Annotated in this window: 19 protein-coding genes; 11 read left to right on the forward strand and 8 right to left on the reverse strand. The window is 56.9% G+C overall.

Features of this window, described 5'->3' with window-relative positions; genetic code table 11:
• Positions 1 to 25 precede the first annotated feature (25 nt).
• The 5 genes from HV765_RS24070 (at position 26) to HV765_RS24090 (ending at position 2,289) form a co-directional block, all read left to right on the forward strand.
• The gene (locus HV765_RS24070) at positions 26 to 337 is read left to right on the forward strand and encodes a hypothetical protein (RefSeq protein WP_175171217.1); all 312 of its coding nucleotides are present in this window, start codon (positions 26 to 28) and stop codon (positions 335 to 337) included.
• 53 nt (positions 338 to 390) lie between these two features.
• The gene (locus tag HV765_RS24075; protein ID WP_175171218.1) at positions 391 to 738 is read left to right on the forward strand and encodes an H-NS histone family protein; all 348 of its coding nucleotides are present in this window, start codon (positions 391 to 393) and stop codon (positions 736 to 738) included.
• 56 nt (positions 739 to 794) lie between these two features.
• Entirely contained in the window at positions 795 to 1,043 is a 249-nt protein-coding gene (locus HV765_RS24080) for a hypothetical protein (protein WP_175171219.1), read from the forward strand.
• 99 nt (positions 1,044 to 1,142) lie between these two features.
• Entirely contained in the window at positions 1,143 to 1,349 is a 207-nt protein-coding gene (locus tag HV765_RS24085; RefSeq protein ID WP_205736951.1) for an antitoxin VbhA family protein, read from the forward strand.
• Positions 1,303 to 2,289, forward strand: coding sequence for a Fic/DOC family protein (locus HV765_RS24090; RefSeq protein WP_254600710.1), 987 nt, complete (start codon positions 1,303 to 1,305; stop codon positions 2,287 to 2,289). The genes HV765_RS24085 and HV765_RS24090 overlap by 47 nt, the downstream gene beginning before the upstream one ends.
• A gap of 348 nt (positions 2,290 to 2,637) precedes the next feature.
• On the opposite strand, the gene HV765_RS24095 is transcribed toward HV765_RS24090, so the two are convergent.
• From HV765_RS24095 to HV765_RS24110, 4 genes are all read right to left on the reverse strand, one after another.
• Positions 2,638 to 3,015 (reverse strand): hypothetical protein, encoded by a 378-nt coding sequence (locus tag HV765_RS24095; RefSeq protein ID WP_175171221.1) that lies wholly within the window; start codon positions 3,013 to 3,015, stop codon positions 2,638 to 2,640.
• Positions 3,016 to 3,525: 510 nt separating this feature from the next.
• Positions 3,526 to 3,837, reverse strand: coding sequence for a hypothetical protein (locus HV765_RS24100; protein ID WP_175171222.1), 312 nt, complete (start codon positions 3,835 to 3,837; stop codon positions 3,526 to 3,528).
• 299 nt (positions 3,838 to 4,136) lie between these two features.
• Positions 4,137 to 4,814 (reverse strand): SOS response-associated peptidase, encoded by a 678-nt coding sequence (locus tag HV765_RS24105; RefSeq protein WP_175171223.1) that lies wholly within the window; start codon positions 4,812 to 4,814, stop codon positions 4,137 to 4,139.
• A gap of 102 nt (positions 4,815 to 4,916) precedes the next feature.
• Positions 4,917 to 5,933 (reverse strand): hypothetical protein, encoded by a 1,017-nt coding sequence (locus tag HV765_RS24110; RefSeq protein ID WP_217483391.1) that lies wholly within the window; start codon positions 5,931 to 5,933, stop codon positions 4,917 to 4,919.
• A 297-nt stretch (positions 5,934 to 6,230) separates the two neighbouring features.
• Here HV765_RS24110 and HV765_RS24115 point away from each other — a divergent pair, with 297 nt between their 5' ends.
• Positions 6,231 to 6,644, forward strand: a complete 414-nt coding sequence (locus tag HV765_RS24115; protein ID WP_175171225.1) for an antirestriction protein — start codon at positions 6,231 to 6,233, stop codon at positions 6,642 to 6,644.
• Positions 6,645 to 7,043: 399 nt separating this feature from the next.
• Here HV765_RS24115 and HV765_RS24120 read toward each other — a convergent pair whose 3' ends face one another.
• From HV765_RS24120 to HV765_RS24135, 4 genes are all read right to left on the reverse strand, one after another.
• Positions 7,044 to 8,003 (reverse strand): PDDEXK family nuclease, encoded by a 960-nt coding sequence (locus tag HV765_RS24120; RefSeq protein WP_175171226.1) that lies wholly within the window; start codon positions 8,001 to 8,003, stop codon positions 7,044 to 7,046.
• Positions 8,004 to 8,019: 16 nt separating this feature from the next.
• The gene (locus HV765_RS24125) at positions 8,020 to 8,502 is read right to left on the reverse strand and encodes a DUF2321 domain-containing protein (RefSeq protein ID WP_175171227.1); all 483 of its coding nucleotides are present in this window, start codon (positions 8,500 to 8,502) and stop codon (positions 8,020 to 8,022) included.
• Between the two features lie 323 nt (positions 8,503 to 8,825).
• Positions 8,826 to 10,121 carry a hypothetical protein gene (locus tag HV765_RS24130; RefSeq protein WP_175171228.1) on the reverse strand — a complete coding sequence of 432 codons (1,296 nt, stop codon included), beginning with the start codon at positions 10,119 to 10,121 and terminating at the stop codon, positions 8,826 to 8,828.
• Between the two features lie 316 nt (positions 10,122 to 10,437).
• Entirely contained in the window at positions 10,438 to 11,421 is a 984-nt protein-coding gene (locus HV765_RS24135) for a restriction endonuclease (RefSeq protein WP_175171229.1), read from the reverse strand.
• Positions 11,422 to 11,643: 222 nt separating this feature from the next.
• On the opposite strand from HV765_RS24135, the gene HV765_RS24140 reads away from it, so the two are divergent.
• The 5 genes from HV765_RS24140 to HV765_RS24160 all read left to right on the forward strand — a co-directional run bounded on the left by HV765_RS24140 (position 11,644) and on the right by HV765_RS24160 (position 14,440).
• Positions 11,644 to 12,135, forward strand: a complete 492-nt coding sequence (locus HV765_RS24140) for a class I SAM-dependent methyltransferase (RefSeq protein ID WP_175171230.1) — start codon at positions 11,644 to 11,646, stop codon at positions 12,133 to 12,135.
• 301 nt (positions 12,136 to 12,436) lie between these two features.
• The gene (locus HV765_RS24145) at positions 12,437 to 13,084 is read left to right on the forward strand and encodes a DNA methyltransferase (RefSeq protein WP_175171231.1); all 648 of its coding nucleotides are present in this window, start codon (positions 12,437 to 12,439) and stop codon (positions 13,082 to 13,084) included.
• Positions 13,081 to 13,335 carry a hypothetical protein gene (locus HV765_RS24150; protein ID WP_175171232.1) on the forward strand — a complete coding sequence of 85 codons (255 nt, stop codon included), beginning with the start codon at positions 13,081 to 13,083 and terminating at the stop codon, positions 13,333 to 13,335. Before HV765_RS24145 ends, HV765_RS24150 begins: the two co-directional genes overlap by 4 nt.
• 9 nt (positions 13,336 to 13,344) lie before the next feature.
• On the forward strand, positions 13,345 to 13,533 hold the full coding sequence (locus tag HV765_RS24155; RefSeq protein ID WP_254600712.1) for a DUF6900 domain-containing protein: 189 nt from the start codon (positions 13,345 to 13,347) through the stop codon (positions 13,531 to 13,533).
• Between the two features lie 259 nt (positions 13,534 to 13,792).
• Entirely contained in the window at positions 13,793 to 14,440 is a 648-nt protein-coding gene (locus tag HV765_RS24160; RefSeq protein ID WP_175171234.1) for a hypothetical protein, read from the forward strand.
• Positions 14,441 to 14,810: the final 370 nt, after the last annotated feature.

Genomic DNA, 14,810 nt, shown 5'->3' on the forward strand with positions numbered 1-14,810 from the left:
AAATCCACCTTACGGAGTCTGGTAAATGGACGCGTTCTTATGGCTGCTTTGTGGCGCCGCGTTGGCAGGGATCGGTGGCTGGCTCGTCAGGTTCTGGCGTAGAAGTGAAGACGGGCGGAAGCGAAGCAATGCAGCAAATGTCCTCAAGCGCTACGGTATGACGCCGCAACTCTACCTGGCGACTGTTGACGAGGAAGACCCCGAACTACTCAAGGCGCTCGATGTCTTCGCCTTCACTGGCTACATCATTACAAGAACCAATGGCGAGGCAGTGGGCAAGCTTTGCCCCAGAGTGGCGAAAGGCCCACATGTGCGCCTAGTCGTATCGAACAACTAAGCCGCACAACCCACCTACTTATCCTTCCAACGAAATAAGCGCAAGGAACTTCAATGCACTCGAACAAAACGCTCGCGAAACTCACTGCTCAAATTCAAGCTCTACAGCGACGTGCCGAAACCCTGCGCGCCAACGGTCGGGCGTCGGCCGTACAAAAGATCGTCGCGCAAATGCACGAGTTCCAGATTTCGCCCTCGGATATCCAGGCCGCATATGGCGCAACGAAGTCCGCTCGCCCCAAGCGCAAAAAGGCTGTTGAGCGAACCGAATCCCGTCGCCCGGTCGCGCCGAAATACCGTCATCCTGAATCTGGCTATACCTGGACCGGACGTGGGCGAGCGCCGCGCTGGCTGACTGCTGCGGAGCTCGCAGGAGCGTCGCGCGAACAATTCAGAATCTGAAGCAGGATGGCTCAGACGCCATCCTGGAAACAACATTGCGACGTTGGAGATATGTCATGAGCGATAGCCATTTGCGTCCCAGACCCCGTCAATGCCTGGGCAACTTGTGGGTGTACAGGGCGACTGTGATCTGCATGCTGCTAATGGCCCTCGCGGCTGCGATCGGGCTCTTCTACCTCGCATCCATTTTTATGGACAGCCTGGCCGCAGACACAAGGATGTTCGTCGACATTATCTCGTTCTTCTTTATCGCTTTCCTCATCGTCGTCAGTGCATGCTTTATGTCGCGGCGTTGGCCAGAGTGACTCGGCCGGCTTTACGTCGTGCAGTTGCGTCCACCCGGTAAGTTAGCCCCTAACGCAGGACTTGTTGCAGTAAAATGAAAGACCTTCGGAGATACCCCAATGCTGACTTCTAAAGACGTGATAGAACGGCGCCGCGCTGTAGCAAATGCGGTGGCGAACCAGCGGCTGGAAGGCTTGGAACCCGACTCACGCACAGTTGCCGATCTTGAACGTGCAGCGGCTGGTGAATTGAGCGTGTCGGACGTCCTCCGTACGCTGCATGCCCGCATCGCCGCTGGCGAATTTCGTTCGTCGCCCGCTCGATAGCTTCAATGACCGCATAGGCCAGTTCATGGCCAAATACCCCATCAACGCGCAAGATCCATACGGAGACCCTGTTTCCGGGGTTCTGCGTAATCGTCTTGCAATCACTGACCAGGCCGAACTGGACAAGGTGGAGGCAACCTTCGCCGCCGTGCGCTCTTATGAGCTTGCTACGGACCCCATTCGGGGGCAGTTTGACCTGGCGCACCTTCAACAGATCCATCAGCGGTTGTTCGGCGACGTCTATGACTGGGCGGGCAAGATCCGCACGGTCGACATTTCGAAGGGCACAACACGCTTCGCCAGCCACGAGCAGATCACGAGTTATGCGCCACAGATCACGAGACCACTTTCGCGCGAAGGTCTCCTAAAGGGCCTTGCGCCTGATTCGTTCAGTGAGCGTGCTGGCCATTACTTGGGCGAGTTGAATGTGCTCCATCCCTTCCGGGAAGGCAATGGCAGAAGTATCCGGGAGTTCATCGGTCAGCTTGCAAGGGATGCCGGCTACGGCATTGACTGGCAGGGCGTTGATCGGGGCGAGATGACGAAGGCGTCGATTGAGGCCTATCAAGGAGACTCGCAGCGCATGGCGCACTTGATTCGCGCCAGTCTCCGAGAAATTGACCGGGAATACGCGCTGGATCTGGCGAGGGCGGTGGCAGGCGATCGCGCACACGTCGTTCAGGCTATTCCTGGGCAGAGCTATGAGGGCGTGGTTATCGGATTGACGGAGCGGTACCTGGTTCAAGAACAAAAAGGGCTGGCTGGGGAGATGGTCCTGCACAGCCGTCGCGCGCTTCTCAACGTGGATCTCGTCGTTCCGGGGCAGATGATCGGAATCCGCTATCCGCATGGTGACGTCGGCCTGGTGGAAGCATCTCTGTCACAGTCCGAGCGAGAGAATTCAAAACAGCTGCAACGCGACCGCGACATAGAGCGGTGAAGCGACTGTTTAGCCGCTAAACATCAAATTCAAAACACGTTTATCCGAACCCGTGGATATGTGGATGATCGCTTCGCGACCACCCGGCTCGCTTCGCTCGGCCCATGGACAACCACTGATGGACAAACGGTGGACAGGCTCCGCCTGACCACGCGCTTGACCACAGGGTGTGCCCACCGGCTTCCCGAGTTTCACCCACATACCCACCGGCCCCCACCGACCAATCATGAGATACAGAAGTTCAAGACACGCGCCCGAATGTGGCGACCGGCGCAATTAAGTCATCACATTCAGGGTACGGACTGCGAATGCTCGGCCGGTCCTATGACGCGACGCGGAGATCGCCGACTAAGAGGTGGGGCTCGAGGCAGAAGTGATTTCGACCTCGACTTTGCGGGTATTCAGATTCCACGGCTTGCAGTGATATGCCTTGCGTTTCGATTTGAGCCGCTTCTGACGGACCAAGTACACGTGGATAAGGCCGGTGCCCAGGACGCCCATGGCTTTGGGTTCAGACACGGTCGCACGGGCCGTAAGGCCATTGTTCGCCAGCACCCTATCCAGCTTTCCCTGCAACAGACGCGCCGTGGCGTCGTTGACCAATAGCGGGGACTTAAACTTCAGTCCCTCAATCCCGGCAGCCCTTGCCATTCGAATCAGATTGTCGAGTTCTTCGAACGCCCCTTTCCACAATGTGGCTGGTTTGTCTGCCTTGAGGAGATTCATATGCACCGTCCACCTGGCAGTCCCGATATTGCTTACGAGGAGGATTCGCCCGTGATAGTTGAACAGAACTCGTCCAATGGCGAGCACTGTCAAGCTCAAGCCAGCGCCCACCCAAGGATCCAGATGTAGAGGTATGGCCACCACGAACGCGAACAATGCTACCCACCAAACTCGTGCCCGCGATCGGCTCACCGTCACAAAGCATCGACGGCCCCAACATGTCCTGGATATCGGTCCTAACGCGAATTGCATAGGGACGGCGAGGAAGACATGCACAAGCCAGCCAAGAATTGCAGCGGCGGTGTATCCGATGAAACGAAGCAGGGTCAGGAGTGATTTGCGCATGTAGATATCGATGAACTCAGATATCTCATGATATGTCTAGACGAAACTTAACCGCGCAACATGCGCGGTTGTTTAGCAGCTAAACGTCGCTCTGAAAAAACGATTCGCCCAGCAGTGGGGCGCTTTCCGGCAGTTTCCAGCCAATGATCTGGCCCTGCGTGCGACCTACCGTGGGGCCATTCCCTTGCGCAGTTTATTTGGGGCTTCTAGCAATTCGCGAATCATCTGTTCCTGCTCGGCCACGCATGGCTCGGCCAGCAAGGTGTCCCACCACTCGTCGTACACAGGCGCCAGCACACCGGCAGGACGCTTGAATTCGCTGGACAGCTGCTTGGTGCGCAGGATGAAGGATCTGTAGCGCTTGACCTCTAGCAGCAGAGCGAGGACGTCCGCGTCATGGATCTTGCCGTCCGGGCCGCGATGACGATCCTGAATGGCACGAAGCTGGGCAAGCGGAAGGGGAGGTCTGAACGGCATGATAAAAATACTGTATGGACATACAGTATAAACAAGCCTAGAATCCGCGCCATACCACCCCGATTTATGGGGCCGAAATAGGGGCAGCAAGGTGATTGATCCCGAAGAGTGGCGCCGCATGGATGACTACTACTGGGCCGGGCCGGCAGGCTGGACGATCTGTCGCGTATGGGTAGATGGCCGGTATCAGCACGAGCTGTGGCATACCCGTGGAGAAGCAGGGCGGCTTATCGGCATGCGAGCTTCATTCGAAGCCGCGATTGCGCTTTTCGACCATCAGACTGGTTGATAGCGCGCATTCAGATGGGGTCTACGGGGTCAATAGCGTCGGGCAGTTGATACTTCGAGTTGCCAACCTCCCGTCGTACCGGATGCCAGCTAAACGCATCCTCGGGCAATCCGGAGTGCAGCAGTTCAAGCGCGTGCTGCGTGGGGAAGTCGGGGTCGATCCAATGGATGGCCAGCTCGGGCGGCAGCGCCACTGGGCGTCGATCATGGACATCAATCATGCCGCCCAGCGCATCGTTGGTCACGATGGCGAAACCGTGGGCTTCATCCTTTTCATCACCAGGCCGCCAGCCGGTGAGTCCCGCAAAAAATAGTGGTCCATCCCCATGAATGTAGTAGGGCCGCTTGGGAGCTTTCGTTCCTGTCCCGAGGGCTTTCCACTCGTACCACCCATCTGCCGGCACAAGGATGCGGCCGTGAGCTACGAGCATCTTCCACGGCCAGCCGCCAGCCAGGACCTTGTCCAGGCGTGCGCAATTCATCTTGTACTTCGAGCCTTGGGGTCGATACGTCCAGAACTGGCGGTCCAGCTCGTCAGCACCGGTCAGGCGATGCAACGTGAGCGGGCGAGTGCCCGGGGGTATGTTGAATCGCGGCCCCGCTGGGTCCGCGAAGATCTTACCCAGGTTGGTAAAGATTCGCTCAACGTAGTCCAACGGGCCAGATTTCTGAACGATTCGACCGCACATTGATCACCTCTCCCCCTATGCAGATGTCAGGCCAGTATAGGCGCGTGAATGCAGTGTCAGGAGTGTCGGGCGTTGAAGGACGGAACATCTATCTAAAGCGAATCACTTGGCTAAGAGCGGCGTATGTGGGAAAGAGTTGACTGTCTCTCTCCATGTATTCGCTCGCTTTGGAGTCGACCTTTGACCATTGTTGAACGAAAAGAAAAATGGATTAGCACTGACAGCGAAGCGCCGGATTCCCGACACGTTCTCTAGCGGCTTAGTGGAGATCATATCAATCACTGCTGTCGCAATTTTCAGCAAGAGCCGCATTAATTCCTTGAAGTCTGCTTCCGACACAATATTGAACTGGTGCCCGCCCAAATGATGCGGAATGAAGAAATAATTATCCGAGGCGTTGTCTATCCCTACGTGATCGAAGATATCATAGGTCTGGAGCAAAACTACGTAAATAGTCGTCGCTTCGTCTCCAATACTTGGTTGATCGTTCCTCATCGCCCGCTCAACGTGATTCCAAAGACCATCGTTAATGGATGCTATTTTAAGTCGAATGGCCGCCTCAAAACTAGGCTCGACAGAATAGCTAGCCTCGGCCGTGCCTTTAGCTCCAGGATATATCTTCCGATATAGCAATCGGGGATATGCGACGTAAACCGACGATATGCGATCGTCAGAGTTAAATATCTTTGTTTCGCCAAATTTCCAGGTGGCTATATGCTCGATGAAGTCTTTCTGATGCGCGTAGAAGCCGTCAAGAGAGTTCTTTGCGCTAGCCATTGACAACTGCAAAGCGGCTTGCTGCATCTGTGACGCTGTTTGCGTCGTGCGGTGGATCGCAGCGACTATGGCGGAAAACGGTATCGAAAGCGACAGGAAAGCTAGCGGAAGTTTGCTGATTTCGATGAATTTCGCATAGCCGTTCGGGCTCCAGTCAAATTCATATCCCTGCCATGAAAAGCATCCAAAAAACAAAAACGATGCCACAGGCACCAAAATGCTGATCCAAAAAAGTGGTTGAGCGGACAGTGCTTTTCCGTCGATTCGATACCATTTTTTATAATGGGCGAAGGTTGCAATTATGCACAGGCCTGCCAGATATACGCCAAGAACTAACATCATCTTTTCCGTTATGTAACGGCATGGAATATAGCGGGTCGGGGAGAATTCTGCATGCACCTGCCGCTGCACCTTCGCGGTGCCGCATCTATTCTCTCGACCTACGTGAGGTCCGACCTGGTGTCAGGCCTGGGCGCATCTTGGCCCTGCGCGCACCGAACGCAAGGGGCTTTCGCGGCATATAGCCGCTCGCTGTGCTCGCTTTATATTCCACGTCCCCTTGCCTGCGGCGCTTGTTCCGCAGGGCGCCAGTGCTCCCGTCCCGCCACCCGGCCGGGACCCACCTCCAAGGAGCACTACATGACGCAAGCCACCCTCGCCGAAGCCCGCCGCCTGGTCGCCGATCACGAGCGTCTAGCCTTCCTGCCTAAGCACTTCGGAACGCGGCTGATGCTGCGCGGCGAAATCTCGGTCTACAACTGGCTCGATCGCTTGGCCCAGGACTACCGCGGCGGATACTGGCACTACTACGAGATTCCCAGCGGCTTCTACATGGCGCCGGCTGGCTACGACAAGCTGCGCATCGAGTGGCCCATGAACTGGTGCGACCGAAATATGTCCGCCGATGCCGCCGGCATTGTGGCGACGCTGTACGCGTTGAACGAGCTGTGCAGCCAGCATCCAATCGATGAACTCATCGAGAAATACCACGCGTTGCGCGACTTCGCCGGCGAGCATCTGGAGGCCAGCGCCATCTTCGCGGCCATCGATTGAAAAATGTACTGCCCGCCTTTGGCGGGCATTTCCATTTGCTGCGCCGGCGGAGGTGCGCAGTGATGCCCCTACTAAGTGGCGATGACGGGGGAGGGTAGCGCTTTGAAGGTAGACCGTTGCAAGCCACACGGGGTGGCGGGTCTGCATTCCCGGTCAGGGTGCCACGGCGTTCTCGCGTTCAAGTGCAGCGCGGCGCCGGCTGCGCCGGCGCCACTTGCGGCCGCTGGCCGTCTTCGACACTTGAGTAACTGTGTGCGATGTCAAGCCTAAAGAATGTTGAGCAGAGCACTATAGGTGCCCCCGCGCGCCGCAGGGGTAGTACGGGTGCGGTGTCGACCGCCTCTTGTGCCGCCTGCTGCGATGACTGCGCCGCGAATCACAAAAGAAGAGGCCACTCGATCACGCGAGGATTTGCAGGTACGGGTTCTTGTCAACGATTGCTGCCCGCGACTTCTTCTTCAAAAACGAAAGGAGATCGTCCCGGCGCTGTAACAGCATCACGATCTCCTGCAACGAACAGAGGACCATCGTCTTCTGGGCCAGGGCGTTCGCACACTCCTTGACCACAGGTTCGGTGAAGCCTGCGGACGAGATGAATATGCCCTGTGCGTTTGCTCGGAGGAAGAGGCGACCTAGATGCGGAAAGAACTCTCCAGTGCCAACCGGCGCCTTGAGCCACTTCATCTCTACCAGGTGGATGGCGCCATCGACTTCAATGACTCCGTCGATCTGTTCGAGCACAACCAATGTGTCAGGGTCCTTTCGCCGGAAGTCCTCACGGACCAAGATTCCGTAGGCTTGAAACAGGTCATTTAGAACGCCTTCAAGAAGCTTTCCGCGCTCCTGAGGTCTGTCGTCCATGCCGAACAATGCAGAGAGCCGCGTTTCCACCTGCTCAATCTTGGCGCGCTTCTCCGCCGATGCTGCCTGCTCTGCGCGCTGGCGGGCGAGCGTAACTTCACGCTCGGCATCCCGTTCTTGTTTCATGCGCGTGAACGCGTCCTTTGCGTTGACGGCTTCACGCACGCTGGTGACAAGCCCTTTGGCCTTCAACTGATCTTCCGGCCAACAGGTCTCGAAGTTCTCGAACTCCACAACGCGCTTGATGATCTCGCGCCGAGGACGCAGCCCGCTATCGCCACGAACGTTGACCTTGGTGAGCACTTTGCGGACGATCTCAAACTTGTTGATCGAGTGGGGATTCGTCGCCAAGGTACGTTCGACCTCTGATAGATCCTCGTCGGCTACGCCAGCGCCGCGCAGGAATAGCACAACGCCTTTCTTCGCCCGGCTTAGTCGAGGAACGGTCTCAACCAACAGCTCAAGTAGCTCCGGTGGATAGTGGAATGCGTCGGCCATGTAGTTGTACCTACTCTCAAGCGCCCCAGATGGCCTTCTTGGCCGCTTCGCTCAACACGTCAACGACGATGTCGCGCACGCCCTGAGCTACGGTGCCGCCGACCTTGGTCATTGCCTTCTTGAAGCGAAGAGACGCTACTTGCGTCTTCGGGCTGTCTTTCGTCAACTCAATCAAGTCAGTACGCAACTGCACAAGTTCTGTGTCGGTCAGGCCGCCGCCCACTTCCACCAGTTCGACAGCACTTTCGACCTTGCGAGCCGTCCACGGGAACTCGCTTCCGCAGTTGTGACAGTGCGCAGGTGGGATGTATTCACTCAAGGAGAACACCCCTTCGACGTAATAGTATCCACGTATCGCAGCACGGCACGACGGGCACTGGGTCATCGTCGGCTCGCCGCACGAGGAGCAGAACTTCTCGCGCAACTCCGGTGATGTGTCTGCCGAACTGGTGGACACATGCCCGTTCGGGCAGACCTCTGCAACACGGTAGGTACCCATCGTCCCTCCAAGAGCTACGTTGCTCACTGTAACATGCATGTTGCAGACGTTCGATTTGGCACAGGCCCACGAAGCAAGAAGCACCTGCCGCAGAATCGCTGCAGATGCCGGCTGCTAAGGGTAGATCGAGGTGGGCTCTTTAGGTTTGAACCAACGACAAACTGAATCGCCCCGGTTTTCGCGGAGGCTGTTTGGTTAGAGTAAAAACGGCCTCGTCGGCGGTTTTGCCGAGTTGGTCGTAATAGTTTGCCTCAGCCTCGGCGAAAACCGGGGCGATTCAGTTCGTTCGCTACAAAACACAATGCGAATCGCGTTAGTCGTCGTCAACGAAACCAATCATCCGCGAGCACATCGCGATTAGTGCTGAGTTCGGTTATCGCCTCTCGAACAAAGGCATCGACCTCGGCCTCAGGCAGGATAACCCTCACTAGGTGTGAGCTCGAAACCTCAACTTCCGCATTAGGGTGCTCCTCTTTGACCCTTGGCCCAGCCAAGAGCTTCGTGGTCCTTTTGTCCAGGGGCGAATAACTCCCCAAGCTATTCAACGTCTCACGCATCTCGCGAAGCTGAAAGTTAAGCATTTTCTCCATCGTGTCCATTATCCTAGTGCGGTAATCTGTTACCAGAGAGCCAAAATTCGGTAGTTGTTTACGCCCCTCTCCTCCTAAGTAATTTTCGGCTTGGTCACACTGATGCATGGCTTGCAGCGCTGTGAAGATGCCCGTCCTAATTGAGGAGTACATCAGAGTGACAGGCATGTTGTAGTCAGCCTTGCCAATTCCATCATTAGGTTCGAATTGAGCGCTTGAGACCTTGTGATAAAAAGTACCCGCGCCGTAGCAATTTTTCGCCCATGGAAATGTCTGCTGAACAGCCTTTAGTACCTGCGGATATACAGTACTCCAGACGCCACTCGCACCAGGGCCGCGGTCTTCCGTAAACATTCGCTTTACATCGATCACGGTACATCGACCCGCCTGGGTGAGATCGTTTATCACTTGTCTGTACTTCGGCGCAATCTTGTTGCCATTGTCATCTGTAATCAGTATGAAGTAGCATTTATCAAGGCCAACCTTTTTGAAGGCCGCAATAATTTCGCAGATAGCGCGACCGGAGATCACTGTATCCACGAAGATGAACTTCTCCGTTGGCAGATCGCGATCAAGTGCATCAGCCCATCGTCGCCTGGCAAGCTTTTCAACAAGAGCCTTGTATAAAACTAAGTATTGATCTCGGCCATCTCTTCTGATGATCGCAGCGAGAACACGGCTCCAGTACTCCCTGATTGCACCGCTGGTCTGAGACTGTTCGCTAGGATCTGCTGAGAATGGCAAGATCAACTTGCGCATGAACGGCGAGGTGATCAAGTCAACCTTCCCTGCAAGTCGCTCCTCACGCGTCGGCAACTCGTTCGATTGAAGCATGTAAGCCTGCGTAGCTGCACGGACAAACGGCACTGCTCCCCGACTAGGTACAACAAGGTTTTTATAGCCTTCGTCATTCAGTACGCGAATGTAGGCTGACAGTTGTCTCGAAGCTGTCGCATAGTCAATCAGATTTTCAACTGTCAATTCGCGCTGCCAGACTGCAGGTGTCGAATCATCAAAATCACATCTCATAGTTATCTCCCTCGGCGTTTTTTGCCCTGCATGCAAACTCTTTTTGGATATTGGCGATACTAGCCATCTTCACGCTTTGGTTGTAGGTGAAGTAAGTGTGGTCCAGTGGATTCAATGAGGCTGTCTGTAGTCAAAGTCCAACTATGTCCATCACGGTCGTAGACATCTGACCCTGGGGGGGCGTAATCGGCCTGAACCCGTCATCTCAAGAGTGACCCGTGAGGTCCGCTTTTGGCCGAGAGCCGTACTCGTCTATCGGCTGATGACAACCCGGATCCGCCACTGGCCGAGTTAATGTGTTGTTTTACTTGGCCGGTCACTCTTTAGGGCGCACCTCTAGTTGCTCCAAAAACGCTGCAAAGGACGGTGTGCCGGCCAGCAATTGAAGGAGGTCGGCATTGCGGGCGTACCGACGCGCCATTTTTCCGGCGCGATTAGTGAGGGGATAGGCCGCGTTGTAATAGTTCGTATTGACATAGCTACCCAGCCAATCCTCCAACGAATGCTGCAAGGGAATCAAGATAGCGCCACTGCGCTGGAGCTCTTGCATATGTTCCTGCTGCATTTCATCGTCCGGGATCGGAGTGACGATGGCTGCCACATGACGATTGCCTGTCCTTCGCAGATGCATGACCAACGGTGCTACAGACAATTGGCCACCTGCCGAAAACACTGTGACCTTAGCCGGGATTTCAAGACGCGCAAGCAACTCCTCGATAGTCCGAACATCATCCACACCTTCGACGATTATGGTCCAGTCGTGCTGAGGCTTTGGAGTTGCGTCTTCTGCGCCAAGTCGTGCCTGCTCGGCGAGATGAGTGGACAGGGGAAAGAAAGGTTGGCCGTACTCGGCTGCATAACGCAGCTTCACCCGCATGGCCTCATGCATGGAGATTTTCTGGTCTTCAATCAGCAGCAGATCCTGACGGCCAAATAGGATCAGGTTGAGCTCCTTTCCGTAAAGCAGCGCATCTACGGCCTCGGCGCTGTAGTCGGACATTGAGAAGAAGACACCAATAGTGCCGACGAGCTTGCCATCAACTTTGCCCTTGAAGGCATAAAGAGCGGAGGCCGCCATCGGCGGGGTGTGCCACTTGGCCTCTAGCAAAAAAAAACGATCACCGATAGAAAAGGATCCGTCAATTTCCTCTCCGCTGGGACGCATGCTGGCTCTAGGAGCCATGCCTTCGCGCTCAAATATTTGCTTAAGAACTCGCTCAAAGCTGCGGCCGCGACGCTGAAACCAAGCTGGGCTAGCATCCTCAGGCGGTTCAAGAAAGTCGTTAAGTCTTAAGTTCATTACGTATGATCCTATGTGGCAAGCTGTTTAGTTTCAGGAATGTACTATCAGCTGCAGCGCCCGGGCCCGTGTCGTTTTGTCCCGTGGTGAGGGAGCTATGCCAGCGCCAAGAGCATATTGACCGGCAAGCGACCGCTCGCCGGCAGGCAACCCATCAAACCTCGGTTTGCTCTGCCTATTCAAGAGCATCGTCTACCTCGATGCCAGATAGGTGGCATCGTCATGGGTGATCGCGAAGCACTGGCCAAGCAGGTTGCCGATCGTGGATTCGTCCGGGTATCGGAGCCGACGAGCGGCGCCGGCGGAATGATCATTGCGGCAGCGCATGCGATGTCCGACGCAGAGATCAACTATCAGGAAGCCATGCACGTGACTGCGATCGACCTCGACCGCCGCTGCGTGCATATGACGTACTTGCAGCTGGCCTTGCTGCATGTGCCGGCGATCGTCATTCACGGCAACGCGCTGTCGCTCGAGGAATGGGAGCATTGGTTTACCCCGGCGCACGTGCTGGGCGGCTGGAGTGCGCGGCTGCGTCAACGTGAGGCGCTCGATGCGATGCGCAATCTAGTGGAGGCACCGGCGGCCGCTGGCCAGGTGCACGTGGGGCAGCCCGCAGTCGAGGCGCCTGAACCCCAAATCAACGAGGCGCTGTACGCAATGCCGAAGGCAGCACGTCAGGCCGCTGCCGCGGGCCAAATGTCGCTCTTCTAGGCTCGCCGTGATGGCCCCTCATCGGGGCCTGGCGCGCTGGCGACGCGCCAACTTCGGACCATGCAGAGCCACAAGCACTGCACGGAGCATACAGTCGCATCCCACTCCCGCACGGACGCTAGGGCCGCTGCGCGCGGCTTTGTAGCCGCGGCCCCATCTTCAAGGGCTTTCGCGGCATAAACCGCTCACTACGTTCGCTATTTATTCCACGTCCCTTGACCGCGCTTTCGTGGGCTGCGCCCGCCTGCCCCGTGCAGTGCAATGCAGATCGGCTGACATTGCTGCACGCAAGGAGCCAACCATGAGTCGTGTTGTCCTGGGCGATTGCCTGTCCGTTCTTCCCACCTTGCCGGATCGCTGTGTTGACCTGGTACTGACCGATCCGCCGTACCTGGTCAACTACGTTGACCGCTCCGGCCGGAGCATTGCCAATGACCGCACCGACGAATGGATGACGCCGGCGTTTGCGCAGATGTTCCGCGTGCTTCGCGATGATGCGTTCTGCATTTCGTTCTATGGCTGGAACCGCGTCGATCGGTTCTTTGCCGCCTGGCGCGCGGCAGGCTTTCGTGTTGTAGGCCACATCGTGTTCGCCAAGCAATACCAATCGAATGCGCGATTCTTGGCGTACCAGCACGAGTCCGCCTACTTGCTAGCCAAGGGCCAGCCGGCGCTGCCAGCGACGCCATTGCCCGATGTGCTGCCCTGGAAGTACACCGGGAACCGCCACCATCCGACCCAGAAGCCGGTTGAATGCCTGACGCCGCTGATCGAAACCTTTAGTCGTCCGCGCGACATTGTTCTAGACCCGTTCGCCGGTTCCGGTTCCACGTGCGTGGCCGCCCGGCAGACCGGTCGGCGCTTCTACGGGATCGAAATGGACCCGAAGTACCACGACGCCGCAATGCAGCGCCTCGCGCTGGCCAGCCAGGAAAGGATCGCAGCATGAGCCGGACAGCTAACGAAATGCAGAGTGGGCTTATCGCATACCTACAAGGCTACGGCCGCAACAATCGGGCAGGTTTATCCGCGATCGCCGCATACGGCGCCTGGCCGGTGCTGGCGGCTCAGGAAATTGAACAACGCATGGCGCGATTCCTCGAATCCTTGCCGCTGGACGAGGTGCGAGCCATCGCCCTGTTGGAAATCAACCTCAACGAGCTGGCCAGCCAGGTGCTGGTCGAACTGGATAGGGAGTGACGGATGGCAATGCCGCAACTATCCGAGGCCGCGGAACTGGCCATCGAAAACATCGCCCTGGAAATCTTGGACATTGAATGTCTGGAACTTCAGAGGATCCGCTCCAAGGACTATCGCGAAATATCGGTGTGGGATCTTTGGAGGGCATTGCAGGCGGCGTATCTGGCTGGCATGGTGGACCACCACCGGTCCGACTAGCGGGGCCGGTGCGTCAGCCTTCGGCGTGGCGCACCTCGACGCGGCCGCGTACGGCGAATGCATATAGGAGGGCGGTTGCCGCCGGCGGCTGCGTGATCAACCTCGGGGAAGGCGTATGAGACCAGCTCGCCTCAACTGCCGTAGTGTGGGAACAGTCATTCGTCGCCCAGTCATTTGCCGCCTGGATTTAGCAGCTAAACTGCAAAGCCAATATCGCTTTCGCCGCATGCCCGCGGAGCGTTTCCAGGGACGCACAGAAATGAACACTCCTGATGAAGATGATCGCAATGAAATGTACGAGCAGATTGCCCGTGATTTCTATCCCGACCACAAAGCTCAGGCTATTACCGAGTTCACCAGAGACCGCCTTCAATCTTATTACGTGGCGAATCCGCGCGTCATGCGGCCTGCTGTCGATGCGATCCAGGAGGGAAGGAGGCTTCGTTCCAATGGTCATTCTGGCGCCGCCGTCGTGTATTTCGTGACCGCGATCGAACTTCTACTCAAGGCAACGTTACTGAAGCCAGTCGTTCATGGGCTCGTCCACATGGACGGTTTGGCGGAAGTCATCGTGGGGCAAGCACTTGGACAAGCCGGCTTCGATCGGTACGTAAATTTGCTCAAGACGTTGTTCGCTGATCTTGCCGGTATGGACATTGCTGAAGTTCGACGACCCCTGGTGTCGAAATCTTTGCTCGAAGAATGCAAGCAGCAGCAGAAGTTGCGCAACCAGATCATCCATCAGGGAGCAAGGGCGGATATTGAGCAAGCCGAGTCGGCCCAACTCGTAGCCGTTGCAGTGTATGAGTTAGTTGTGCAACCAATGCTCAGCGCCCTTGGACTATGGGTTCTCGAGCACGGAGAGATCCGCGTCTACGGGACCGGTTTCGCCGCCAGCAACGCCTAAGTAGAACCGTGTAAGAGGTCGATTTTTTTATAGCTGGTCCGCCATTATGTGCATACGCAGCAGGATCAGAAAGTGGACGATCAGGTAAGCCAACCAGGCTAGGGCGTGCCCCTACGCTACTCGCTACGGGTCGGGCTCTCGCGCTGCGCGTCAAGCCTGGCCAACCCCGCCAGTCTTGCCCCCCGTGGGGGCTTCCATCCGTCCCTCCCTCTGGTCGGCTCACGCCTCCGCGCCTGACGGCGCTGCGCGCTACCGCTTGCCAACGGCCTACGGCCGAATTTGAGCCCTACGGGCTTGGGGCGCTCGCCGCGCGGCACGCCTGCGCCTCTCTGGCTATCTCACGCAAGCCTGGCGCCCTGTCAGTCCCCGC

The organism is Achromobacter kerstersii, from assembly GCF_902859595.1.
Classification (GTDB): domain Bacteria; phylum Pseudomonadota; class Gammaproteobacteria; order Burkholderiales; family Burkholderiaceae_B; genus Achromobacter; species Achromobacter kerstersii.

Coding starts and splice junctions, on each gene's coding strand:
- HV765_RS24070 (WP_175171217.1), top strand. CDS start 26: ATGGACGCGTTCTTATGGCTGCTTTGTGGCGCCGCGTTGGCAGGGATC.
- HV765_RS24075 (WP_175171218.1), top strand. CDS start 391: ATGCACTCGAACAAAACGCTCGCGAAACTCACTGCTCAAATTCAAGCT.
- HV765_RS24080 (WP_175171219.1), top strand. CDS start 795: ATGAGCGATAGCCATTTGCGTCCCAGACCCCGTCAATGCCTGGGCAAC.
- HV765_RS24085 (WP_205736951.1), top strand. CDS start 1,143: ATGCTGACTTCTAAAGACGTGATAGAACGGCGCCGCGCTGTAGCAAAT.
- HV765_RS24090 (WP_254600710.1), top strand. CDS start 1,303: ATGCCCGCATCGCCGCTGGCGAATTTCGTTCGTCGCCCGCTCGATAGC.
- HV765_RS24095 (WP_175171221.1), bottom strand. CDS start 3,015: ATGAATCTCCTCAAGGCAGACAAACCAGCCACATTGTGGAAAGGGGCG.
- HV765_RS24100 (WP_175171222.1), bottom strand. CDS start 3,837: ATGCCGTTCAGACCTCCCCTTCCGCTTGCCCAGCTTCGTGCCATTCAG.
- HV765_RS24105 (WP_175171223.1), bottom strand. CDS start 4,814: ATGTGCGGTCGAATCGTTCAGAAATCTGGCCCGTTGGACTACGTTGAG.
- HV765_RS24110 (WP_217483391.1), bottom strand. CDS start 5,933: ATGATGTTAGTTCTTGGCGTATATCTGGCAGGCCTGTGCATAATTGCA.
- HV765_RS24115 (WP_175171225.1), top strand. CDS start 6,231: ATGACGCAAGCCACCCTCGCCGAAGCCCGCCGCCTGGTCGCCGATCAC.
- HV765_RS24120 (WP_175171226.1), bottom strand. CDS start 8,003: ATGGCCGACGCATTCCACTATCCACCGGAGCTACTTGAGCTGTTGGTT.
- HV765_RS24125 (WP_175171227.1), bottom strand. CDS start 8,502: ATGGGTACCTACCGTGTTGCAGAGGTCTGCCCGAACGGGCATGTGTCC.
- HV765_RS24130 (WP_175171228.1), bottom strand. CDS start 10,121: ATGAGATGTGATTTTGATGATTCGACACCTGCAGTCTGGCAGCGCGAA.
- HV765_RS24135 (WP_175171229.1), bottom strand. CDS start 11,421: ATGAACTTAAGACTTAACGACTTTCTTGAACCGCCTGAGGATGCTAGC.
- HV765_RS24140 (WP_175171230.1), top strand. CDS start 11,644: ATGGGTGATCGCGAAGCACTGGCCAAGCAGGTTGCCGATCGTGGATTC.
- HV765_RS24145 (WP_175171231.1), top strand. CDS start 12,437: ATGAGTCGTGTTGTCCTGGGCGATTGCCTGTCCGTTCTTCCCACCTTG.
- HV765_RS24150 (WP_175171232.1), top strand. CDS start 13,081: ATGAGCCGGACAGCTAACGAAATGCAGAGTGGGCTTATCGCATACCTA.
- HV765_RS24155 (WP_254600712.1), top strand. CDS start 13,345: ATGCCGCAACTATCCGAGGCCGCGGAACTGGCCATCGAAAACATCGCC.
- HV765_RS24160 (WP_175171234.1), top strand. CDS start 13,793: ATGAACACTCCTGATGAAGATGATCGCAATGAAATGTACGAGCAGATT.